20 protein-coding genes are annotated in these 22,610 nt (G+C 38.7%); 13 read left to right on the top strand and 7 right to left on the bottom strand.

What is annotated here, in order from left to right; genetic code table 11:
- Positions 1-5: 5 nt before the first annotated feature.
- Positions 6-575 (top strand): signal peptidase I, encoded by a 570-nt coding sequence (lepB, locus tag CXM95_RS09370; protein ID WP_008380056.1) that lies wholly within the window; start codon positions 6-8, stop codon positions 573-575.
- Positions 576-634: 59 nt separating this feature from the next.
- Here the strand turns inward: lepB and CXM95_RS09365 are convergent, their stop codons facing one another.
- The 4 genes from CXM95_RS09365 to CXM95_RS09350 all read right to left on the bottom strand — a co-directional run bounded on the left by CXM95_RS09365 (position 635) and on the right by CXM95_RS09350 (position 3,514).
- Complete coding sequence (locus CXM95_RS09365; protein ID WP_005226019.1) at positions 635-820, bottom strand: hypothetical protein; 186 nt, start codon at positions 818-820, stop codon at positions 635-637.
- A gap of 276 nt (positions 821-1,096) precedes the next feature.
- Positions 1,097-1,762: a hypothetical protein gene (locus CXM95_RS09360; protein WP_101699053.1), complete on the bottom strand. Its 666-nt coding sequence runs from the start codon at positions 1,760-1,762 to the stop codon at positions 1,097-1,099.
- A complete protein-coding gene (locus CXM95_RS09355) occupies positions 1,763-2,248 on the bottom strand; it encodes a nucleoside 2-deoxyribosyltransferase (RefSeq protein WP_010748216.1) in 486 nt (161 codons plus the stop codon).
- A gap of 51 nt (positions 2,249-2,299) precedes the next feature.
- Complete coding sequence (locus CXM95_RS09350; protein WP_005235821.1) at positions 2,300-3,514, bottom strand: GNAT family N-acetyltransferase; 1,215 nt, start codon at positions 3,512-3,514, stop codon at positions 2,300-2,302.
- 145 nt (positions 3,515-3,659) lie between these two features.
- Here CXM95_RS09350 and lepA point away from each other — a divergent pair, with 145 nt between their 5' ends.
- On the top strand, positions 3,660-5,495 hold the full coding sequence (gene lepA, locus CXM95_RS09345) for a translation elongation factor 4 (protein ID WP_005235823.1): 1,836 nt from the start codon (positions 3,660-3,662) through the stop codon (positions 5,493-5,495).
- Between the two features lie 1,108 nt (positions 5,496-6,603).
- On the opposite strand, the gene CXM95_RS09340 is transcribed toward lepA, so the two are convergent.
- Complete coding sequence (locus CXM95_RS09340) at positions 6,604-7,071, bottom strand: Rrf2 family transcriptional regulator (RefSeq protein WP_008380035.1); 468 nt, start codon at positions 7,069-7,071, stop codon at positions 6,604-6,606.
- Positions 7,072-7,186: 115 nt separating this feature from the next.
- Between CXM95_RS09340 and CXM95_RS09335 the strand changes: the two genes are divergently transcribed.
- From CXM95_RS09335 to CXM95_RS09300, 8 genes are all read left to right on the top strand, one after another.
- Positions 7,187-8,032: an SDR family oxidoreductase gene (locus CXM95_RS09335; RefSeq protein WP_086299416.1), complete on the top strand. Its 846-nt coding sequence runs from the start codon at positions 7,187-7,189 to the stop codon at positions 8,030-8,032.
- 60 nt (positions 8,033-8,092) lie between these two features.
- Positions 8,093-8,902 carry a protein-ADP-ribose hydrolase gene (locus tag CXM95_RS09330; protein ID WP_086372993.1) on the top strand — a complete coding sequence of 270 codons (810 nt, stop codon included), beginning with the start codon at positions 8,093-8,095 and terminating at the stop codon, positions 8,900-8,902.
- Positions 8,856-9,701: an SIR2 family NAD-dependent protein deacylase gene (locus tag CXM95_RS09325; protein WP_101699052.1), complete on the top strand. Its 846-nt coding sequence runs from the start codon at positions 8,856-8,858 to the stop codon at positions 9,699-9,701. The genes CXM95_RS09330 and CXM95_RS09325 overlap by 47 nt, the downstream gene beginning before the upstream one ends.
- A 10-nt stretch (positions 9,702-9,711) precedes the next feature.
- Positions 9,712-10,161, top strand: a complete 450-nt coding sequence (locus tag CXM95_RS09320) for a pyridoxamine 5'-phosphate oxidase family protein (RefSeq protein ID WP_101699051.1) — start codon at positions 9,712-9,714, stop codon at positions 10,159-10,161.
- 24 nt (positions 10,162-10,185) lie between these two features.
- Entirely contained in the window at positions 10,186-10,755 is a 570-nt protein-coding gene (locus tag CXM95_RS09315; protein ID WP_101699050.1) for an NUDIX domain-containing protein, read from the top strand.
- A 529-nt stretch (positions 10,756-11,284) separates the two neighbouring features.
- Entirely contained in the window at positions 11,285-12,235 is a 951-nt protein-coding gene (locus CXM95_RS09310; protein ID WP_101699049.1) for a zinc-binding dehydrogenase, read from the top strand.
- A gap of 274 nt (positions 12,236-12,509) precedes the next feature.
- Positions 12,510-12,761, top strand: coding sequence for a hypothetical protein (locus CXM95_RS09305; protein ID WP_008380019.1), 252 nt, complete (start codon positions 12,510-12,512; stop codon positions 12,759-12,761).
- A gap of 498 nt (positions 12,762-13,259) precedes the next feature.
- On the top strand, positions 13,260-15,302 hold the full coding sequence (locus CXM95_RS09300) for a glycosyl hydrolase 115 family protein (protein ID WP_181154936.1): 2,043 nt from the start codon (positions 13,260-13,262) through the stop codon (positions 15,300-15,302).
- A gap of 85 nt (positions 15,303-15,387) precedes the next feature.
- On the opposite strand, the gene CXM95_RS09295 is transcribed toward CXM95_RS09300, so the two are convergent.
- Positions 15,388-15,900, bottom strand: coding sequence for a GNAT family N-acetyltransferase (locus CXM95_RS09295; protein WP_101699048.1), 513 nt, complete (start codon positions 15,898-15,900; stop codon positions 15,388-15,390).
- Positions 15,901-16,189: 289 nt separating this feature from the next.
- The gene (locus CXM95_RS09290; protein WP_267892584.1) at positions 16,190-17,026 is read right to left on the bottom strand and encodes an AraC family transcriptional regulator; all 837 of its coding nucleotides are present in this window, start codon (positions 17,024-17,026) and stop codon (positions 16,190-16,192) included.
- Between the two features lie 330 nt (positions 17,027-17,356).
- On the opposite strand from CXM95_RS09290, the gene CXM95_RS09285 reads away from it, so the two are divergent.
- The 3 genes from CXM95_RS09285 (at position 17,357) to bglX (ending at position 22,409) form a co-directional block, all read left to right on the top strand.
- The gene (locus CXM95_RS09285; protein ID WP_008380010.1) at positions 17,357-18,634 is read left to right on the top strand and encodes a PTS sugar transporter subunit IIC; all 1,278 of its coding nucleotides are present in this window, start codon (positions 17,357-17,359) and stop codon (positions 18,632-18,634) included.
- A 72-nt stretch (positions 18,635-18,706) separates the two neighbouring features.
- Complete coding sequence (locus CXM95_RS09280; protein ID WP_101699047.1) at positions 18,707-20,173, top strand: glycoside hydrolase family 43 protein; 1,467 nt, start codon at positions 18,707-18,709, stop codon at positions 20,171-20,173.
- Positions 20,166-22,409, top strand: coding sequence for a beta-glucosidase BglX (gene bglX, locus CXM95_RS09275; protein ID WP_267892620.1), 2,244 nt, complete (start codon positions 20,166-20,168; stop codon positions 22,407-22,409). The genes CXM95_RS09280 and bglX overlap by 8 nt, the downstream gene beginning before the upstream one ends.
- The last annotated feature ends 201 nt before the right edge of the window (positions 22,410-22,610 follow it).

Raw genomic sequence — 22,610 nt, 5'->3', positions numbered from 1 at the left:
CAGCTATGGTAAAAATCCTAAAAGAGAATTGGTTACTGCTTTTCTTTATCGTCGCCGTGGTTCTCATCCGTTTGTTTGTCCTGACGCCAGTTCAAGTCAGTGGCCATTCTATGGATCCAACTTTGGCCGATAAGCAGCGTTTGATTGCATCAAAAATTTCTTCATATGACCGCCAAGACATCGTGATATGTGTTGAACCAGATGATCCAAGCAAAATCGCTGTCAAGCGGCTGATTGGTTTACCCGGTGATACCATTGAAATGAAAGATGATGTCCTAACAATCAATGGAGAAGTATACGAAGAACCCTATTTAGATGATTTTAAAGAGAAATTTGCGGACGATCAATTACAAGACGAATATTCTTATCGCGAAATGTTTCAGCAAATCGCCGCTGGTGCCGAACACTTTACCGATGATTTCACGGTAACGGTTCCTGAAGGCAGCTATTTTGTGATGGGAGACAATCGTTTGATCTCTCGGGACAGTCGCAGTTTCGGGGTTGTAACAGAAGATCAAATGGAAGGGAAAGTGCTGCTGCGTTTTTGGCCTTTGAATCAAATCAAACTTTTCTAGTCACAAAAAAACATTCTTGCTAATGCAGCGAAAACGCCGCAACTGGCAAGAATGTTTTTTTAGATGACCCAAGCGACAAATGCAACCATTGAAAAGAACATCGTCCAAACCGCAATAATAGCTGATGCGATAAAAATAATCTTGATTGATAAAGGTTGGACAAATTTTCGGGCATCTTTAGAGAACGCATAGGTGATCGATGAAAAAATCAAGCAGCATAAAATAAAAAACACTGTTAGAACCATAAGCCTCTCCTTTACTGACGCAATGTCAAATGAATAATGTAATTATAACAGACCATGGTTTTTTGGGGAAATAAAAATGATTAAACGAGGGAATTTTCTTGTAGTTGTAACCGTTCTATAGGGAAGTGTAAGGAAGGTCGAACCTTGTTAGACAGCGAATCCATAAAAATAAGATGTGTTATTTAAGTATTTTTATTAATTTTTCTTTATCAATAAAAGAACAAAAGAAAAAAGCTTGTTGAAAAACGATGGTTTCAACAAGCTTTTAAAGGTTGGTTATGATAATTTTTTAATCCGATAACTTTCAAAGTAATCAGGTTTGCCTCGTCCTTGAACATACGCGATCACGCCCATCAAAGCAGCACCAATCGTGTTGGTTAGTAAATCGCCCATCGTATCCATCAATGCTTCACGACCAATAAACGGGGTGCCATCTAAGGTTGCATAACGTTGGAGATTCATTCCACCAACAGAGTCGCAGATGAATTCCCAAAACTCCCAGAAAACACCACACAAGCCAGCAAAAGCAAAGCCCATCAGTAAAAATAACCAAGGCGAAACTTTTGAAACGGGCACTTCTTTTAGTAAGAGACAGATCAATCCATAGCCTACAGCCGTCAAGACCATTGGGCTTACCGCATGCAGAATTTTATCCCAGAAAGCAATGGTTTCGATCAAATGTAAGATCGTCCCCATGAATACGGAGATCAGCAAGAAAAACCAATAAAAGTAGACGGTGGCATTTGGTAGCTGGATTTTTAAGAACTTTTTACTCATTTCTGGGACAAAGATCAATAAAATCCCAAGTAAGGCTTGACCCAAGAAAATCAGTCCTTGTATTTGCGGATAGACGCCACGGAGAAATTCCCACAAAGAAAAACAAAACACGAGAATACCGAAAATAGTGAATACCTTTTGCAGTCGCTGATAATTTTGCCCCATTTAGTTGTCCTCCGAAAGATAGTCTGCTAAGCCAGCTAAAAGGGCTGCTTCAGAGGAATAAATCTCACCGTTTAGCTTGATCAAACCCACCGTATAAAGATTGACATAGTGGAACTGATTTTCCGCAACGGTTTGTAATGCTGCCAGCTTTTGCTGATTGTCGGCACCTTGTTGGCGACTATCCGTATAAAGCCCTAAAACAGGAATACCTTTTGCATAAGCCACCCCGATCTCAGAGGCAACCCCAGCATCGATGGTTAAACCATCCAGCAATGCAATCATCAAATCACTTTCTAGTACTTTTTCGGTATCTGCCAACGCGATCATTTTGCTATCCGCGTAGGCGGACTTATCATTGATCGCGGCATTTTCTTGAGGTAAATAAATCTCCAGCTGCGGATACTGCTGACGAATCGACGCAACAAGTTCGGCGTTGTAGCGAAGGTCACTAGCAGCAAACAGGGGAGCAGCAAAATATAGTTTCATTCAAAAACACTCCTTAATCATTCATAGTTGTACGTTTTGTTGATTCGTTGTTTAGAAATAATCACTGAAATAGGCTTCCATATCAGGGATGATCGATTCTAGTAATGCCAGTGTTTCTGAATCGGTATTTAGCCGTTCCACACGCTCTAAGTAAGCTGGACGGCGGTAATTCATCAACAGACAAGACAATGTCTGAATATCCAGCTGGACCGCTTTTCCGATGGCTTCTCTTGAAACCACGATCTCCCCGTGATTGTATTGGACACCGAAGATTCCGTTGTTCCAATCGGCAACTGGGTCAGAAACAACAAAGTGAAAGGGTGTTTGAAAGGCTTCAAATGGGAAGTTTTTCAAAAACTGTTCAACATCGACGATCCGCGCCATGTAATAAGGCTCAATGGTTTCTTTGATTTGGCTATCATCCAGGTAGAAGGACAGGGGTTCATTTGAATAAATGTCTCCTTTGACCCAATAGACCATTGAGAAATGAGCAGAGATAAAATTCCAAAGACCATTGCGGGCTTCTTGATTTAAGTAGAACATTTCCTTTACATGGAAGACTTCTTCGGCTACCCAATAAAAAAGTACACCAGTCGGATGACCACTGGCATTGTAATAGACAGCCGCGGTGCGCTCTTCTTCATTTTCATAGCGCCAATACTCTTCCCAGTGAAAAGAGGTCCGCTGCAAGGCGCCATGGTTTTCCCGGGAGAATTGGTTATAGACAGTAAAGACATCAGGGTCATCTACTTCTTTGCGCTCTACGATCCCAGGGACTTCTTTGGTTTTCGGAAGCTGGGTATCACGAATTTTGAAGGTCAGCTTGTCGGACATGATCTCCCAGCCTTTGCGACGATAGTAGGGCACATTATATGGATAAAGGTAGGAGATCCATTGCTGATCTTCCCGCATGGTTTCTAAGGCAAGCTTGATCAAGTCTTTCATCAGGCCATGTCCGGCATATTCAGGGTAGGTCCCAACACCGGTCACTCCGCCCATTTTGATCAATTTGCCGTGTATATTGACTTCACAAGGATAAACGGCGATTTGCGAGATCAACTTGTCTTCATTGAACCAGCCAAAGACCTTGGAAAGCTCTAAGATCGGGCGCTTAGATTTAATCATTTCCCGTTTGCTCTCATAGCCGCTTTCTTCAATATCCGATTCAGTGATCTGAAAAACGTAGCTTAACAGTTCATTGAACTGATCAACGTCTTTTTCATCCACCGCTCGAATATGTAGATTTTGATGAAAATTATTGTCCATTCTTTCAACTCCAATTTATTTGCTAGCTCTAGTATAGCAAAACCTGAATGAATATGTCTAAATAACGGTTAAGAAAAATACTTTAACTATTGGCGTTTCGTTGGTATAATAGAAAAGCTGACTAAAAGAAATGAGGAACGTATCCATGAACATAGAAGAAATGAAAAAACGACAGGAGAAGATTCGTAATTTCTCCATTATCGCCCATATCGACCATGGGAAATCAACACTGGCGGACCGTATTTTGGAACAAACCCATACGGTGACGTCTCGGGAAATGCAAAACCAATTATTAGACTCCATGGATCTTGAACGTGAACGAGGAATCACGATCAAATTAAATGCCGTGGAACTTAACTATACCGCCAAAGATGGAGAAACCTACATCTTCCATTTGATCGACACCCCAGGGCACGTCGATTTCACCTATGAAGTTTCCCGCAGTTTGGCCGCTTGTGAAGGCGCCGTACTCGTCGTTGATGCGGCTCAAGGGATCGAAGCACAGACATTGGCAAACGTCTACTTGGCGTTAGACAATGATTTAGAGATCCTACCAGTCATTAATAAAATAGACTTGCCAGCTGCCGATCCTGAGCGGGTACGAACAGAGATCGAAGATGTTATCGGAATCGATGCCAGTGAAGCTGTTTTAGCGAGTGCCAAAGCAGGTATTGGGATCGAAGACATTTTGGAACAAATCGTTGAGTATGTCCCAGCTCCAGCAGGTGATATTGAAGCACCGTTAAAAGCGTTGATCTTTGACTCCGTGTACGATTCCTATCGTGGGGTGGTCTTAAACGTCCGCATTATGGACGGGATGGTCAAACCTGGAGATAAAATCAAAATGATGAGCAATGGCAAGACCTTTGATGTCACGGAAGTCGGCGTCTTTTCACCCAAAGCCATTCAACGAGATGCGTTGATGGTGGGTGATGTTGGTTATATCACTGCTGCCATCAAGACTGTTAAAGATACGCAAGTCGGAGATACGGTGACTTTAGCCAACAATCCAGCAGCCGAAGCATTGGAAGGCTACCGCCAAATGAATCCAATGGTTTATTGCGGATTGTACCCAATCGATACCTCACGCTACAACGACCTTCGAGAAGCATTGGAAAAATTACAACTGAATGATGCAGCATTGCAATTTGAGCCAGAAACCTCTCAAGCGTTAGGATTTGGGTTCCGATGCGGCTTCTTAGGCCTATTACACATGGATGTCGTGCAAGAACGGCTAGAACGTGAATTTAACCTTGAGCTGATTACGACTGCACCATCCGTAATCTATCATGTCAACAAGACAGATGGCTCAATGGTCGTCGTTGATAACCCAGCAGAATTTCCTGAACCAGTCACGATCGACAACGTGCAAGAACCTTACGTCAAAGCACAAATCATGGTCCCTAATGATTACGTCGGTGCTGTAATGGAATTGTCCCAACGCAAACGGGGAGACTTTGTCACGATGGATTACTTGGATGATTATCGAGTAAACGTCGTTTATGAGATCCCATTATCGGAAATCGTCTTTGATTTCTTTGATAAATTGAAATCCAGCACGAAAGGGTATGCATCACTCGATTACGAAATGTCTGGTTACCGCACTAGCAAGCTAGTGAAGATGGACATCTTGCTGAATACTGAAAAAGTCGATGCGTTAAGCTTTATCGTTCACCGTGACTTTGCTTATGAACGCGGCAAAGCCATCGTTGAAAAACTGAAGAAACTGATTCCACGACAACAATTCGAAGTGCCAATCCAAGCAGCCATCGGACAAAAAATCGTTGCCCGTTCCGACATCAAAGCCTTGCGTAAAAACGTATTGGCGAAATGTTATGGCGGTGACGTTTCTCGGAAACGCAAACTTTTGGAGAAACAAAAAGAAGGGAAGAAGCGGATGAAACAAATCGGCTCTGTCGAAGTACCGCAAGAAGCCTTCATGGCAGTTCTTAAGATGGATGAGGATGAACCGAAGAAGTAACTCGTTTCAATTTGAAAAGTCTAATAAAGCAATCTTTTCTTGTGTTAGAAAAAAGTGATTTAACCGTTTATAAAATTTAAACAGTTATACGGATTGTCACAGTTGAATAAAAGGACAAAAAAAAAATCTCTTGCTTGAGAATTTTTAGTTGTCAGTGTATGAAAGAGCATCTCATAAGGAGGTGCTTTTTTCATACCATTACATAAAAATGAATGAATCCATAGAGGAAAGCATTTAAAGAAAAGCAGATTATCCAATCGATCAACTCTGGAATATTTAGCGATGAAGAAAATTCTTTTCAAGCTGCTATTGAAAAAAGAAAATGGGTTGAGTGACCTATCTTAGCAGTGTGATAAAGTTTTGAGTATGATACAAATGTATAAGAGAAGTAGCTCAAAAAAAAGTCTCGGCTATTAACAGAGATAAAGAAATAGCAGCGTATTAATTACTTCTCTCTTGAAACACTATCAAAAAACTAAATTGAGATGCCACTTTTAAATGATCATCAAGAAAGCACGCTAGAAAAAGAGAAGAAGCTTTATTTCTTGACGGCGATCACCAAACCGTTCTACTATCAAATTGATAGCCCTCCGTATGATTCGATAATTAAATGAAGGGTGAGCAATCGACGCCAGCTCACTCAAATATCGTCAATGGAAAATTCAGAGAGTAACTAATTTTTTGGATGCAAAATCCGTATTGAAATGACATCGATCATCAGAGGGAAACAAACATGTTTTACGGGTATTTGAACTTTAAGAATGAAATGTTTCTGTAGTTGATCTAAGTAGCAGGCCGATAGATCAAGCTGTTTTACATCCACGAGTAAAAGAAAAGAGGAACGGAAATGAAGTAGGAAGTTACTGGTGCCACAGTGAATTTAGGCAGTCGAGTAGTGAAAGAATTTAGTCGTTTGGTCGATAAGAAAGAAATATTTGCTCTTGTGCATACACTGTCTCTATGAGCAATAGTCAGAGCTGCAGAAAAAGCAAGTGAATGACAACGCTATTTCTTATGAGTGGTGTCGAAAGATGTGAAGACGTAAATCAATTTCATTCGTAACGAAAAAGCCCACTGAGATGTCAGTATCTCAATGGGTTTTTTTGTTTTATAAAAATGGCTCAAGAAAAGATTTGTTTTCCGGTCGTTTGCTTTCCTCTAAACTTGCAATACTTGTTAATAGAGAGAACAGATTGATTTTCGCCATTTTTTCTTCGACAGTTACTTGCAATTCATTATACGCACCATCCAGTACTTCTTGTATATTTGCACCAACAATGCAGTCTGGATTCGTTTTAGGATCGACTTGAATGAGATTTGTGTTTCCATGAATACTTTTATATATATCAAGTAGACTAATATCTTTGGGGTCCTTTGCTAAATAGGGCTTTGGTTTCCCAGTAGTTGTTCGAATCAGTCCAGATTTTTTTAAGTTTGCCATTATTTTTCTGACATTTGCAGCATTAGTTTCTACACTTTGAGCAATCATCTCACTTGAGAGCATATTAGTATCTTTATAGATGACGATATAACACATAATATGAATTGCATCACTGAGTTGAATAGAATATTTCAAGTGAATTCAGTCCTTTTTAGATTTTCTTCTTGACTTATCTTAACATACTATTTATTATATAGGTGTATCTTATAATTGTACAGCTGAATGTACGAACTAAAAAGGAGTGTTTTATATGACATATTTAGTAACAGGAGCTACTGGTGGTTTTGGAGGATATGCACTTGAATTCTTGAAAGATTTAGTTTCTAAAGATCAGATCTATGCTTTGGTACGATCTGAAGAAAAAGCAGCTACACTAAAAGAGAAAGGCTACAATGTAAGAGTAGGGGATTATTCTGATATCAATTCGTTGAGTAACGCTTTTGACGGCATTGACCGCTTGCTTTTTGTGTCTGGCGCACCAGGCAATCGTCAAGAAGAACATGCTAATGTGGTTAAGGCAGCCAAAGACGCTGGTGTTCAGTATATTGCTTATACAAGTTTTGCTGATGCAGATCACTCAACAAGTGCATTAGCTGCTGATCACATCTTTACTGAAAAACAAATCAAAGAAGCGGGAATTGCGCATACATTTTTACGTAATAACTGGTATTTAGAAAATGAAATGCCGATTATTGGCGGTGCGTTAGCTAGTGGGAAATTCGTTTACGCAGCTAAAGAAGGCAAAACCGGCTGGGCTTTGAAGCGCGAATATGCTGAGGTTGCTGCAAAAGCACTAGCAGGAACAGAATACCCTGAAATCCTTGAATTATCGGGCAGCCCTATTACTTATGCTGAATTAGCAGCAGCTTTAAAAGAAGCAACAGGGAAGGAAATCGAAGTAGTTTCATCTGATGATCAAACCTTTGTAGATAGTTTGACAGCAGGCGGTTTACCACAACCTGTTGCAGAAATGTTCTTGTCTTTCCAACATGATATTAAAAATAATCAATTAGATGTGACATCTAGTGACTTTGAACAAGCTTTGGGTAAACCTTTGACGAGTCGCGTAGAAGCAATCAAAGAGTTGTTAAATTAGTCTTGCTATTTCCCGATTATCGAAAATAATCGGGAAATTTTTATAAAGAAGGTGTTGACGATGAACCATAGCGAAAAGAGGAAATGGCTGATTAACTATTTATTAGAGGAAAACAGTCACTTAAGTAAAATAGTAGATGCTAGCTCGGATGATCCGAAAGAACAAAATGATTTATTGCGAAGCTTATTAAATATAAGAGAAGCGCGACCTATTCATACGGACTTTATTGACATTCAAAATCAATTTCTTTTAGAAGAAAGAGCTGAAAATCAGATTTTTTCACTAAACGATGCGCAACAGTATACAAAAAACCTTTATCTCTGGCAAGGAGATATCACGAGGTTGGAAGTGGACGCCATCGTAAACGCTGCAAACGCACAGCTACTAGGATGTTTTGTTCCATTACACAGGTGCATCGACAATGCGATCCACTCTGCAGCAGGTATTCAATTAAGACTAGCATGCAAAGAAATCATGGACGCACAAGGTCATTTGGAAGAAACCGGCTATGCAAAAATCACCGACGGCTATAACTTGCCTGCAAAAAAAGTGATACATACTGTTGGGCCAATCATAAAAGATACCGTAACTAAAGAACACGTATCCTTATTGGCTGACTGTTATCGTCGCGTCTTGTTGCTTTGCGAAGAGTATCAATTGAAGAGCGTCGCTTTTTGTTGTATCTCAACAGGAGAATTTCGTTTTCCCAATGAGTTAGCTGCAGAGATCGCTATCAAAACAACGCAAGAATATGTAACGCGTGTTCATTCACCTATAAAAATTATTTTCAATGTGTTTAAAGACATTGATAAGGAGTTGTACTATGAAAAACTACAACAATTATCAGAAAGTTTATCAAAAGATAACTGAAGCAGAGGCAATCGTTATCGGTGCTGGATCAGGCCTTTCTGCTGCTGCCGGGTTAACCTATTCTGGTGAACGGTTCAAAAAATATTTCAGAGACTATATTGATCATTATCATTTAACCGATATGTATTCTGCCGGATTTTATCCCTTCGATTCATTAGAGACGTATTGGGGTTATTGGAGTAAACATGTTTTTCATAATCGATATCAGCCTGAGGCTTTGCCGCTATATAAAGAGCTTCTATCTTTGGTAGAAGAAAAAAATTACTTTGTCATTACTACTAATGTAGATCATCAGTTCCAAAAGACGGGCTTTGATAAGAGACGATTATTTTATACACAAGGTGATTATGGGTTATTTCAATGTTCACGTGCCTGCCATAACAAGACGTACGAGAATGAATCATTGATTATGCAAATGGTCCATCAGCAGAGTCAGTTCAAAATTCCCAAGCACCTCATACCATATTGCCCCAAATGTGGACAACCGATGCGGGTCAATTTACGGATAGATCAATTTTTTGTACAAGATGATGGTTGGGAAAGCGCAGCTAACCGATACAAAGAATTTCTAGAAAATTATTTAGGAACTAAAATCGTTTTTTGGGAGATCGGTATTGGTAACAACACGCCTTCCATTATAAAATATCCATTCCAAGAAATGACGAGGGCAACGAATCAGTCGACCTATATCGTATATAACCAACAAGTACAACGCATACCAGATGAACTCATGGATAAAACGATTATTCTACAAGGAAATATAGTTGAAACGATCAGAGAAATCGATCATTTTAGATAGGAGCGCATTCATGGACCATTCAAAAATGAAGACAGAAGATTATTTGAATTATTTAAAAAATGAGATTCATTCTGCCGTGTTCGCCACAGTAGACGAAAACGGAAATCCGGTCACCAGAGTAATCGATATTATGTTGGTAAAAGAAACGAAGCTGTATTTTTTGACTGCAATATCCAAGCCGTTTTATAAACAGCTCAAAATGAACCCGGTCGTTTCCATCACAGGTATAGAAGGAGAAACATCAATGGAATCGTTTTCTATTACCTTACAAGGGAGAGTAAATGAAATAGGCTCTACCTATTTAGATGAAATTTTTGAGAAAAATCCTTACATGGCAAAAATATACCCCTCTGTAGAAGACCGAAATGTTTTACGAGTCTTTGAAATTTATAAAGGCGTTATGTCAATCTTTGATTTAAGCAAAAAGCCTATCTATCAAAACGTTAAATCTTTCGGATAACTCAAAGCAAAAGGAGACAATCACATGGCAAATAAAGTATCAGAAGAGGAAATGAACGAAGAAGAGTGGTTAAGCTGGTATAAGAAGCAGGAATTACCACAATATCCAAAACCAGCATTTACTGTTGACAATTTGATATTCAATGTCACGTCGGATGCAGTATACATTTTACTTGTCAAAAGAAAAAATCATCCTTTCAAAGGAAGGTTCGCTTTGCCAGGTGGCTTCGTTAACGAAGGAGAAAATATCATTAAGGCCGCCATCAGAGAGTTAAAGGAAGAAACGGGCGTGGAAGTGCAGGAAGTTTCTTTATTAGGTGTATATGGAGATAAAAATCGGGATCCCCGTGGATGGACTATTTCTGCTGTCTATATAACTGTTCTACAGCAGATGAAGACTCTTTATGCAGGAGATGATGCTTCTGAGGCTTTTTGGTATAGGGTTGATAAGGATAAAGTACTCTATCAAGATGTTACGTCAAAAGAACGATCCTCTACGGAGAACTGGGAATCTCTTTTTGCTTTTGATCATGCGCAAATCATCCATGATGGATTTAAGTGGTTGAACGACAAATTAAGGCAAAGAGGCCTTTAACAAGTAGAAGCGATGTGGCTTAATTTTTTTCGAGTGGGGATAATTATTTATATGATACAATTGATTGATCGCCGGGCGACTTTTGCCATCTCTTTCCTGATATCCTCTAAAAACCATGGATAGTCAGTTTGGTTCCGATGTAATGAACTACTTCTGAGGATTTGTCAGACTTAAAAGATGATGGCTTCAAATCCTCACTTCTTTCTCTTAGTAATAGTCAGCTTTGTTATAATCCTGTTTTACACAAAAGTAGTTGATTTATCTAGGAATAAGGTGGGTTAGACATAACTGGAATTGATAAGGAGGATCTGAACGAATAATCTACTTTGACGAATCTCCTCTAGAAGAATAGAATGAAAGTACCTTCGTGAGAAGGTGTTTTTTTTATAGTAAAAAATGACCAAAAGAACTTAAATTATTTATTTTTATATGATTTCAATCTAATGATAGTTGGCTAAGTGATAGAGCTTTGGTTTCATAAAGAAAATCACACGATTTTGATTGGCAAAAGATAGGAGATGTTTTGTGCATGAAGGCATTGTACTTTAAAGAATTTGGCGATTCAGATGTGTTAACTTATGGTGAATTGCCTGATCCAGTCATTCAAGAAAATGAGCTAATGATAGAAATGATGTATATTGGGTTAAATTATGCAGATATTTATCGAAGAAAGGGAAGCTATCATATTGAATCCCGAGACCCTATTATTAATGGCTATGAAGGTGTAGGAAGGATTGTTCAAAAAGGAAGATCAGTCTCTAAGTTTCAGCTAGGGGAAACGATTCTTTTTGTGGATGTTCCTTTTGCCAACGCAGAATTGGTGGCTGTTCCTGAGGAAAATGCCATCCGTATTCCATCTGGTATACCACCTAAATTAGCAGCCAGTATTGGTCTGCAAGGGTTGACAGCTGATTTTTTAGCTCATGATCTTGGCAATAATGTGAATAATAGTAAGGTCTTCGTCCATGGGATAAGTGGTGGTGTCGGACAAATTTTATCGCAACTATTAACCGCAGATGGTCTAGAAGTTTATGGCGTCACTTCTACGGAAGAAAAGCGACAACTGGCTTTAGACCAAGGAGCAAAACATGTCTTTTTAAGAAATACAGAATGGCAAGAAACCTATATTTCTTTCTTTGATACCGTTTATGATGGCATTGGGCATACATTAGCCGAAAGTGTCGACTTGCTCAGAAATAGAGGGAAGGTTATCTTTTTTGGCATGGCCGGCGGAAATCCGCCAGCGATCGACTTTATTCCCTTGTTATCAAAATCAAAAAGTATTTTGACAGGAGATCTGTGGGATTACTTGACAAGTTATCAAGAGCGGGAGAGAAGAAGCACCCGACTGTTTACTTACTTTAGCAAGGATCAAATGAAAATCAGTCAACCAACCATTTTTTCCTTAGTTGACGGAAAAGCTGCCCATGATTATTTAGAATCTGGAAAAAGTGTCGGGAAAATTTTGCTGCAACCATAAGAAAGTAAAAAAAGCTAAATGACTTTATCAGAAAAGATACACCGAATGTTTGCTAATTCACTAAATTATCTTTTTATATAATCGATACTTCTCTTATTATAAATCATTAAGGATAAAAATAAGTATAAAATGAGTAGAATATTGCAAGAATCTAATGTTTTCTATTTCTTCAGTGAGAATCAGATAAAACTTTGTGATAAACAGTACATTTAATTTGAAAATATTTAATTACAGCAGTAAGATAAATATATCAAATACTTAAGGAGTGATATCTATGACAAACTATGAAGAAAAGGAAGCAAAAGCATTGGTAAAGATTGCCGAGGTTCTTGATAAGTTAGATGAGAATTTAGCTGAATTAGACACACTAGATGCTGACGCAAAAAAACATAGTATGAAGAAATGGATCGTTGAGAAAAAAGCGATTCACGAAATCAAAAAGATCGCACACGAAGCCGGTAAGTATGAAAAGTACGATGAAAAAGCACTACAAAAAGAAATTAATGAAGTTGAGAAGTATATGTAATTGAAGAAAAATAAGAAATTGTCTTCATTATTCAGCAATTGAAATCTGAATTGATAAAAGCCAGATTTTAATTGAAGATTTAGAATTGACGATGATCTCACTAAGCCCATGCTCTTATGAGTGTGGGCTTGTTTGCTGTACATATGATTAAACACGACAAGCTGAATAGGCATAAAAGATCATGTTCTACAACGACAAGATAAAACCTTAGTTAAAGGGAGACGAGGAAAAATCAAAAAACACAAAGAAAGTCTGTTTTTTCGTTTTTTTCATCGACTTTCTCTATTTCTTTAGACAAGCTTTTCGCTTATTCTAAATTTATGAGCGGTATCAAAGTAAACAGTTAACAAAACGTTTAGACCATTTGAAAATATCTTTGCAGAAAATAGTGACGAGAGATTTATGGCTGATAAGCAATTCGATTGCCTTTTACAACATAGTAGAAAGTTCTTTATTGAAGATAAAATAATAAACTATATAGATGAAACGGGTGATTACATGGAAACAACATTTTTCATTTCTAAAAATACTTCTGTCACGTCAAAACAGCTGGAAAATGAAGTGATTGGGCATGCTTGCGAGATATTGCAGCGTGACATTTTAACCGTTGTGGCAGACACAAAGAAGGCAAATGAAATTGAATTGGTTTTACTTGATGAAAAAAATGAAACGGATGCTTTTCATATACTTTTCGTATCGCCAGATAAAGTAAAAGTGTGTGCTAAAACACCGTTAGGATTAATGTATGGGGTTCTTGAAATCTCTCATAAAATTTTAGGTGTTCAACCCTTTTGGTATTTCATGGAGATTCCCCCAATAAAAAAGCCATTTATTGAATGGACAGGTTTTGACTTAACATTGCCTGATTTTGCAACGGACTATCGGGGCTGGTTCGTTAATGATGAGTTGCTGCTGGATCAATGGGAAGATAATGGTTCAAATGAATATGTATGGGAACGTATTTATGAAACATTGTTACGTTTAGGCGGAAATGTCATCATCCCTGGAACAGATAAGAACAGTCATAGACATCGAGAAAGTGCGCAAGCGATGGGGTTGATCTATACACATCATCATGCCGAGCCACTAGGCGCTGAGATGTTTGCTAGAAGGTATCCCAGTTTGAAGGCTTCATACGAGGAACATTTTGTGTTGTTTCAGGAATTATGGAAAAAAGCCTTACACGAGCAAAAAGGTACCAAGGTTATTTACACACTCGGTTTTCGTGGACAAGGGGATTGTCCTTTTTGGTCAGAAGATCTTGATCGTCAGTGGTCTGCAGCGGAAAAAGCAGCAGTGATCAACGAAATCGTCCATCTACAATATCATATGGTTAAAGAAGTCGATCCTCATGCAGTATGCTCGATGAACATTTATGGGGAGATGACGGAATTATTTAATCTTGGCTTACTTGAGCTTCCAGATGATGTGATTGAGATTTGGGCGGATAATGGTTATGGCAAAATGGTTTCTCGTAGACAAGGGAATCACGATCCACGAGATGAGGTGTTAACAAACACACCAAAACCAAATCAATCAAGAGGAATCTATTATCACGTTGCCTTTCATGATTTACAAGCATCTAATTTCTTGACGATCTTGCCTAATAGCCCAGAATTTGTTTCTAGAGAGTTAATGGCGGTTAGAGAAGTCAAGATGGATAAGTTTGTCTTAGTTAATACAGGTAACATAAAACCGCATATTTTGTTCTTACAAGAAATAGCGAATTTCTGGCGAGCAGATTATCAGTTACGAACCAATCAAGAGATAATTTTAGAGCATGTAACACAATACTATCAAAATCAGCAAGAAGAGATCCAAGCTGTCTACGAAGCTTACTTTGAAGCGGTTATCCGATATGGAACATATGAGGATCAAACCGCTGGGGATGAGTTTGCCTGTTATTTGATTCGAAAAATTATTCAATCCTGGCTCAAGCAAGAAACAAAAATTCCGAGGTTAGAATGGTTGACGGGTGATCGGAAAATCAAGGAGCAAGTCACAGAAATTTTCTCTATGGTAGGAGAAAAGATAGTAGCCTGGGAGAATCTATTGCTGAGATGCCAGCAGATTACATTATCCCTTCAGGATAAAAATCCGGAAAATGCTCGCTTTTTTAATGATATTTACCTCTCAGTAGCCGTTCAATGCAAAACATTAAAAGCACTGCTCCGTTTGTTAGACGCTTATCAGATGATTGATCGGGAAGAAATGGTTTTTGTATTTGTAAAAGTTTTCGATGCGTTAGAAGAAATCCATCAACTAATTCAAATACTGAAAGAAAATCCAAGTGATACATGGTATGATTTTTATGAAAACGATGGCTATACCAACCTAACATTGACAAAAGAGATGATTAAAAGCCTGTTGTCTTACATTCGCATCATTGGCGATGGTCCAGATCAAGACCAGTGGGAGAGAAAATATATTATGGACTCCACTGAATCAAGAGTTATGTTGCTTTCAAATACTAAAAAAGCGTTGACGGATGAAAAGTTAGCAAGAAAAATCAGAGTAAGTTTTAGAAAAGTTCGTAAATAATATTAATTTGAGATGAAACGCCATTCAAAAGTTAGACTTAATATCTTACTTTTGAATGGCGTTTCATCTAGTATGCAGTTTTTTATTAGAATTCATTAGGCGTGTTGGCCAATTCTAGCACCATATTATACCAAGCAACACCTGCATGTTGTGATTCTGACAGTCCTTCTAGTTGATAGCCATGCTTTTTGTAATATGTAACCAATGATTCTAAACAAGTTAAGGTGATTCCTTTTCTGTTTTGAAGACGACATTTTTCTTCAAGGGCTGACAGTAGTTTGTTACCAATTTGGCAGTTTCTATAATCAGGAGCGACAGCTAAGCTAAGAATACTTTGGTAGCCACCAAAAGGCTGATTAGGACGAGTACTTTCAAAAAGATTGTCAGAGAGATAACGTTTAGAAATAATGGGTCCTACAACGTAGCCGATCGGATAATCCTTTTCATTTACTGCAACAATAAAACTGTCACTTATTGTAAGTATACGATCCATCATCGCAGATTTGGATGCTGCTTCATCCGCTGTAAATCCTGCATTTTCAATCTGCATGATTTGATCAATATCATCTTCTTTTGGTGGTCTGAAAAAAACGTTCATTCAATCACTCCTATACTATTTAGGAATAGTTTATCATATAATGATCCTTTTAAAATCCATCTTACGCGCTTCTATTTTATTTTTGCTTGTCTAACGTTTTTTAACATAAATGCGTTGACTTTTTCGCCACATATTTGAGGAAAATCGAAAGATAAATGGAAAAGTCGTTAATAAATTATTGTTTACAACTTTCTTTCAAACTCTTTAATAAGCCTTAGAAATTTTATATGGAAAGATAATTAAAAAAAAGATTGGAGAGCCTTAGTGGTAAATCAACTTTATGATTTATTCAAAAATGAAGCTTTCTTCTTGTACCAGGAGTAATGCCATATGTTTCTTTAAATTTTTGGTAAAAGAAATTAATATTCTCAAATACGACTTGTTGCGAAATATCAACGATATCCATGTCAGTTGAAAGTAAAAAACGATCAGCTGCCAAGATACGTTGATTGATTACAAGTTTTTTGTAAGAATAGCCGGTGTGTTTTTTTAAAAGATTGGACAGATAATTAGGATTAAGGTTGAATTGTTTCGATAATTCTGTCAAAGTCACATTTGCATAATTTTTCTCAATGTATTTCAAAATTGGAACAATCGGGCTCTTTCGATATCGATCAGAACGATCCGTATAAGAGTCTTGATAGATATTCACAAGATCCGAAATGATCAAACTCAACAACCCTTCACAAATGTCGGTATATGCTGTTGAACGATCGAACCATTCGCATAACAACTCTTTAAAAAAGAACTGTAAACGTGTCCTTGTTTCTGAAGCAAAATGAATAAATCGATCATGTTTCATTCCATGAGTGATGGCTTCAATAAAAAATGAAGTCAAAACGCTGTCCGAGGAAAAACGGTTGAAGAAATTTGCAGTTAAATAGTACTTGGGAATAATCAAATTAATGAGAATATCATTTTCGCCAAGCGGTTCAATCTTGTGAACAGTGTTTGCATCCATCAGCAAAATTTGCCCTTCATACAGAAAATGTGGCTCATTGTTAATGATCTGCTGACATTTTCCAGCATACATATAATTAAACTCGATCCAATCATGGCAGTGAATCGGATAATTTTGAAAACGAGAATGCCGTTTTATAAAAAAAGGCTGTTCATGCGTAATCATCTGTGAATTTGTCAGTTACATGCAAAGAACTTCTTGACCATTGACAACTACTTTTTTATAGTCGGAATAATCAGGTTTCAAATTTCCGTTTCGATACGCCTTTTCATGATTAGAAACCTTACGGATCAGCCTGTCTAGGGATAAATGGTCCATCGTTGCGCTCCTTTTTTATCGATTTTAACAATCAAGAATCAAGTAGTCAAATCTTTGTTTTTGTCAAAAACAAGTCAGGAATTGATATTCGCTTTCGCTAAAGAGTCTGTTATATTGATAACAAGTTGAAATTGAAGGCGCTATCAAATCAACAATAAATGATTGGAAGGAAATATTATGAAAGAAAAAATCACAGGTCATTTCGATAAATTAAGTCCTTTTTTTGACAAATTAGGCAACAATGCTTATTTAAAATCGATCTCCGGGGCGATGATGGGGACACTAGGTCCTATTTTGATCGGCTCGATCGCTGTTTTACTTCTAGTATTACCTAATAGTCTTCCAGCACTTTCATTTTTAGCTGGTTTCGCAAATGTTTTTAGCAAACTAAATCAAATAACTATTGGCTCGATGGCTGTTTATGTCGTGGTATTAATGGCTTATCATTTAGTGAAAAATCTACGTCCGACAGAAGATGGTATTTCTGCTGCTATTATCGCATTGCTTAGTTTCTTTATCATTACCCCTCTAGGTACAACGACGGATGAAGTCAGCGCAATTCCAGCTACTTGGCTAAGTGCACAAGGAGTATTTTCCGCAATGATCGTTGGTTTGGTAAGTGGAAGGGTATATATTTGGCTGAAAGACAAAGGTTGGACAATCAAAATGCCAGCAGGTGTACCTCCTATGGTAACAAAAGTGTTTGAATCAATTTTACCTACGATTCTTATCAGTGTGCTCTTCATTGTACTAAATTCACTCTTTGAAGCAACCAGCTTCGGCAACATGCATCAGTTTGTTTACAGTATCATACAAGAACCGCTTCAAGGGATCGGAGGATCAATCAGTGCAGTCATTCTGATCTCACTGATTCAACAGGTTTTGTGGTTTTTCGGTATTCATGGAACAAATGTCGTTATGCCGATCGTTCAAGCCCTGTGGATGGCAATGGACGTCGAGAACTTAAACGCTGTTGCGGCAGGCCAAACACCGCCAAACATTACTGGCTATGCATTCTTTATGATCATAACTTGGAGCGGTATGGGCTTAGGATTAGCATTATTAATGCTGCGAGCGAAAAGCAAGCAGTATCGAGAAACAGGGAAAGTCGCAATTGTTCCAGCTCTTTTCGGAATCACTGAACCATTGATTTTTGGTACGCCTTTGGTATTAAACTTTAAATTAGCGGTACCATTCATTACCAATAATAGCATTGCTTTAATTTTAGCTTATGTTTTAACACATTTTGGATTTGTCGCTCGTTTTACTGGTGTTACTGCCATTTTCGGTTTACCAATTGGGTTCCATGCTGCTGTTCAAGGGAAACTGTCGATTATCATCTTACAGTTGTTCATTCAACTGATTTTGTCCCCAATACTATGGTATCCGTGGTTTCGAAATCTGGATAAAGAAACCTATCAATTGGAACAAGCCGCATTGAAGGAGCAAGTGTAAACCCGAAAAAGAAAGCGGCTAGTGTCGCTTTCTTTTTTCTATGTGGCAATACAAAGAGAAAAGAGGAGCACAATGAAGTATACCAATCCGGTTATCAAAGGATTTCATCCTGATCCGAGTATTTGTTTCGATGGAAAATCCTACTATTTAGTCTGTTCAAGTTTCGAATATTTTCCTTGTCTGCCGATTTTTAAAAGCCAGGATCTACTCAATTGGCAATTTAAACAGTATGCGATTGATTGTCCAGATCATATCAATCTGAAAGAAATCAGCAACTCGATGGGACTTTTTGCCCCAACGATCCGCTTCTTTGAGGAAACATATTTTCTGGTATGTACAAATGTCTCTCAAGGGAATTTCATCTGCCATACGAAAAACCTTGACCATGGCTGGTCTGATCCAATCTGGATCAATTGTCCTTTTGGGATCGATCCCTCGCTTTCATTTATTGATGGCCGATTTTTCTTCCAACTTGCTGCATCAATGAAAGGGAAAAACAGCATTCTACAATTTGAAATCGATCCTTACAGCGGGAAAATGCTGACAGATCCGGTAGAAATCAGCCAAGGGTGCGGTGGACGCGACGCGGAAGCACCACATCTTTTCAAGAAAGACGAATGGTACTATCTTATATTGGCGGAAGGTGGCACAAGAGAAGGACATATGGTAACGATTCAAAGAAGTAAATCAATCAATGGTCCATATGAAGGAGCAAGTATGAATCCTATCCTCTCGAATAGAGATATCAAGTCGCCGCTTCAAGCCGTAGGGCATGCAGATTTCTTTCAAGATAAAGAAGGTTTTTGGTGGCTGACAGCTCTTGCGACTAGGCCCAAACGTCATTTTACCCTGCTTGGTCGTGAAACGATTCTATTACCTGTAGAGTGGATTGACGGTTGGCCAGTTGTCAACCAGACAGGGAACGCATCGGTTGAAGTTGAAACAGATCGTTTTTCAAAGAGCGTTAAGCAGCGGAATGAACCGGTACCTTTTCTCTGCAAGAAGTTGCAGAGTGTACGTTTGCCAATTGATTATACGTATGATACTGATTTGGTCATTGATAACTTACCGACCCGTTTAGGAACTTCTAAGGACGAGCCCATTGCCTTTTTGTCCTTAAGTCAAGCTGATACTGACTGCTGCTTTGAAACGACATTGATGGTCGACGAATGTCAGGAGGGAAATTTTGGCATAGCAATCTATAAGGATGACCTGCATTTTTGCCAATTCGGATTGCGAAAAACAAAACACCAAACAGAGCTTTTTTCCAGCAAAATCATCTTCGATTTACATCTGCATCGATCCAATAATTTAAAAGATAGAAAGAGACTGACCCTGAAATTATCTGGAGACAGCAATAGCTACAATCTGCTGATTATAGATGGAACGAGTACTGTAGTGTTTAAAGATCAAATCGCTGTACGTCATTTTACAAACGAATGTTCTGACTCAAAATTTACCGGTGTCCAGTTAGGAGTTTTTGCAGAAGCAGCTACAGGAAAGACTCGCTTTATCACACCAGAACTAAGATATCAATAGAAAAAACTATGCGAGGAGTAATAATATGAAAAATCAAACACTGGTACAATTAGTCAACCAACTGACCTTAGATGAAAAAATCGGCCAATTGGTGCAGTTATCTGGAGAATTCTTTCACGGAAGCGATTTGTCTTTGGGTCCTCAGCAAAAACTTGGCATCGAACAACAAACCATCGATTTTGTCGGTTCGGTACTAAATGTCACAGGGGCTCAAGTAACTCGAAAGATTCAAACAGACTACTTAAGAAAAAGCCGACACAAAATCCCTCTATTGTTCATGGCAGATATCATTTATGGATACCGAACAGTCTTCCCGATTCCTCTAGGATTGGGAGCAACATGGAATCCGGCGTTGATTCAAAGCGCCTACCAAGCCGCAGCCCAAGAAGCAAGAGCGGCTGGCGCGCATGTAACTTATGCACCGATGGTCGACTTAGTACGCGATGCTCGCTGGGGCCGATGCTTGGAGTCGACAGGAGAGGATCCGCTGCTAAATGCTGATTTTGCGAAAGCGATGGTAGAAGGCATTCAGCAGGAAAAAGGGGGGGATCTGTCCGGAATCGCTGCCTGTGTTAAACATTTTGCTGCTTATGGAGCAGCAGAAGGCGGACGCGATTATAATACAGTTGATATGAGTGAACGCAAACTGCGTCAAGACTACTTAATCGGCTATAAAGCGGCTGTCGAGGCTGGATGCAAACTAGTCATGACTTCTTTTAACACGTATGATGGTATTCCCGCTACTGCTAATCAATTTCTGATCAAACAAATTCTAAGAGAAGAATGGCAGTTTGACGGAGTCGTTATTTCGGATTATGCAGCTGTTCAAGAATTGATTCCTCATGGGATTGCTGCGGATGATCGAGAAGCGGCCAAATTAGCGATCGAAGCAACAAATGACATCGATATGAAAACCCGCTGTTATGCGAAAGAGCTTCGTCCGCTGCTGGAAAGCGGTGCGATTGATCAGCGGTTGATCGATGACGCTGTGTATCGTGTCTTGAAACTTAAAAAGGATTTAGGGCTGTTTGAAGATCCTTTCCGTGGCAGTTCAGAAGAAGTAGAGGCTCAAATACTTTTATCCGAAGAGAACCGGAAACTTGCACGAAAAGTTGCCTCCGAAGCGATCGTTTTATTGCAGAATAAGCAAGAGGTACTTCCTCTTACTCCAAACAAAGAGAAAATATTACTCGTTGGTCCCTATGGTGACAACCAAGCAATGATTGGTTTATGGGCAGTACACGGAAAAACAGAGGATGTCACAACATTAAAAACGGCGCTCCAAAATGCAGTAACGGAAAAATATGTTCATTACGAACCAGGTTGTCCGCTTTTAGAAGATGATTCTATACTTGGAGACTTTGGCTATACTGCCAGCGGCAATTCCTCATCAGCTGCACAGCAAGATCTTTGGCTGAAAGAAGCGTTGAAATCTGGCACTGAGGCAGACATTATTCTTTTTGCTATGGGGGAACACAGTTTGCAAAGTGGGGAAGCTGGCAGTCGAACGGACCTTCATTTACCAGCTGTTCAAAGAGCTTTTATTAAAAAAATGACCGCTCTTGGTAAAAAAAATATCTTGATCAATTTCAGTGGTCGCCCACTGGTGTTAAAAGAAGAAACAAAACAAATGGATGCAATATTACAGGCATGGTTTCCTGGTACAGAAGGAGCACAAGCAATCGTTGATATACTTTTTGGGAAGGTCAATCCTTCTGGTCGTTTAAGTATGAGCTTCCCAGAAGATGTAGGGCAGCTGCCACTTTACTACAATCACTTCAATACTGGAAGACCATTGAACAGCAAGACACATACAGGACGTTTCGTTTCGAAGTATCTGGATTGCTCAAACGAGCCGCTCTTTCCATTTGGTTATGGGTTGAGTTTTGGGGAAGCATCATACCATTCGTTAAAATTGAGTGATTCAACCATGAATGAAACGTTGGAAGCTGAAATTACGATCCGCAACAATTCTGCTTACTCCAGATTGGAGACAGTCCAGCTTTATATCAGAGATCACGTTGGATTGGTAGTTAGGCCTGTGAAAGAATTAAAGAAATATCAAAAAATCTCTTTGTCAGCTTATGAAGAAAAAACCGTTCAGTTCACAATAACAAAAGAAGATCTTTATTATTATCAAAAAGACATGAATTATGGCGTCGAACCAGGAATGTTTACTTTGTTTATTGGAAAAAATTCATCTGAGGGCGAATCAACAACTTTTGAACTTCTCTGAATTTCCTTCGCTGGCCCAGATTAAACACTGAAAAACAAGATAGAACAATAAGAGATGAGACTTGGGAGAGCTGTAGAACAACAGGAATTATTTTACGGCTTTTCATTGTGTTGATTTTGTGAGAAATTGGTAAAAGAAAATCTAAAAACGCTTCTAGCGTATTGCCCTAAAGTACACTTCAGGAAATATACTTAAAAAGTC

This window comes from Enterococcus sp. CR-Ec1, assembly GCF_002850555.1.
GTDB lineage: Bacteria > Bacillota > Bacilli > Lactobacillales > Enterococcaceae > Enterococcus_D > Enterococcus_D entomosocium.
This window is presented reverse-complemented; position numbering and strand designations above follow the sequence as displayed.

What these genes read in the sequence shown, in the direction of transcription:
- lepB (WP_008380056.1), top strand. Translation starts at nt 6, where the DNA reads ATGGTAAAAATCCTAAAAGAGAATTGGTTACTGCTTTTCTTTATCGTC.
- CXM95_RS09365 (WP_005226019.1), bottom strand. Translation starts at nt 820, where the DNA reads ATGGTTCTAACAGTGTTTTTTATTTTATGCTGCTTGATTTTTTCATCG.
- CXM95_RS09360 (WP_101699053.1), bottom strand. Translation starts at nt 1,762, where the DNA reads ATGGGGCAAAATTATCAGCGACTGCAAAAGGTATTCACTATTTTCGGT.
- CXM95_RS09355 (WP_010748216.1), bottom strand. Translation starts at nt 2,248, where the DNA reads ATGAAACTATATTTTGCTGCTCCCCTGTTTGCTGCTAGTGACCTTCGC.
- CXM95_RS09350 (WP_005235821.1), bottom strand. Translation starts at nt 3,514, where the DNA reads ATGGACAATAATTTTCATCAAAATCTACATATTCGAGCGGTGGATGAA.
- lepA (WP_005235823.1), top strand. Translation starts at nt 3,660, where the DNA reads ATGAACATAGAAGAAATGAAAAAACGACAGGAGAAGATTCGTAATTTC.
- CXM95_RS09335 (WP_086299416.1), top strand. Translation starts at nt 7,187, where the DNA reads ATGACATATTTAGTAACAGGAGCTACTGGTGGTTTTGGAGGATATGCA.
- CXM95_RS09330 (WP_086372993.1), top strand. Translation starts at nt 8,093, where the DNA reads ATGAACCATAGCGAAAAGAGGAAATGGCTGATTAACTATTTATTAGAG.
- CXM95_RS09325 (WP_101699052.1), top strand. Translation starts at nt 8,856, where the DNA reads ATGAAAAACTACAACAATTATCAGAAAGTTTATCAAAAGATAACTGAA.
- CXM95_RS09320 (WP_101699051.1), top strand. Translation starts at nt 9,712, where the DNA reads ATGGACCATTCAAAAATGAAGACAGAAGATTATTTGAATTATTTAAAA.
- CXM95_RS09315 (WP_101699050.1), top strand. Translation starts at nt 10,186, where the DNA reads ATGGCAAATAAAGTATCAGAAGAGGAAATGAACGAAGAAGAGTGGTTA.
- CXM95_RS09310 (WP_101699049.1), top strand. Translation starts at nt 11,285, where the DNA reads ATGAAGGCATTGTACTTTAAAGAATTTGGCGATTCAGATGTGTTAACT.
- CXM95_RS09305 (WP_008380019.1), top strand. Translation starts at nt 12,510, where the DNA reads ATGACAAACTATGAAGAAAAGGAAGCAAAAGCATTGGTAAAGATTGCC.
- CXM95_RS09300 (WP_181154936.1), top strand. Translation starts at nt 13,260, where the DNA reads ATGGAAACAACATTTTTCATTTCTAAAAATACTTCTGTCACGTCAAAA.
- CXM95_RS09295 (WP_101699048.1), bottom strand. Translation starts at nt 15,900, where the DNA reads ATGAACGTTTTTTTCAGACCACCAAAAGAAGATGATATTGATCAAATC.
- CXM95_RS09290 (WP_267892584.1), bottom strand. Translation starts at nt 17,026, where the DNA reads ATGATTACGCATGAACAGCCTTTTTTTATAAAACGGCATTCTCGTTTT.
- CXM95_RS09285 (WP_008380010.1), top strand. Translation starts at nt 17,357, where the DNA reads ATGAAAGAAAAAATCACAGGTCATTTCGATAAATTAAGTCCTTTTTTT.
- CXM95_RS09280 (WP_101699047.1), top strand. Translation starts at nt 18,707, where the DNA reads ATGAAGTATACCAATCCGGTTATCAAAGGATTTCATCCTGATCCGAGT.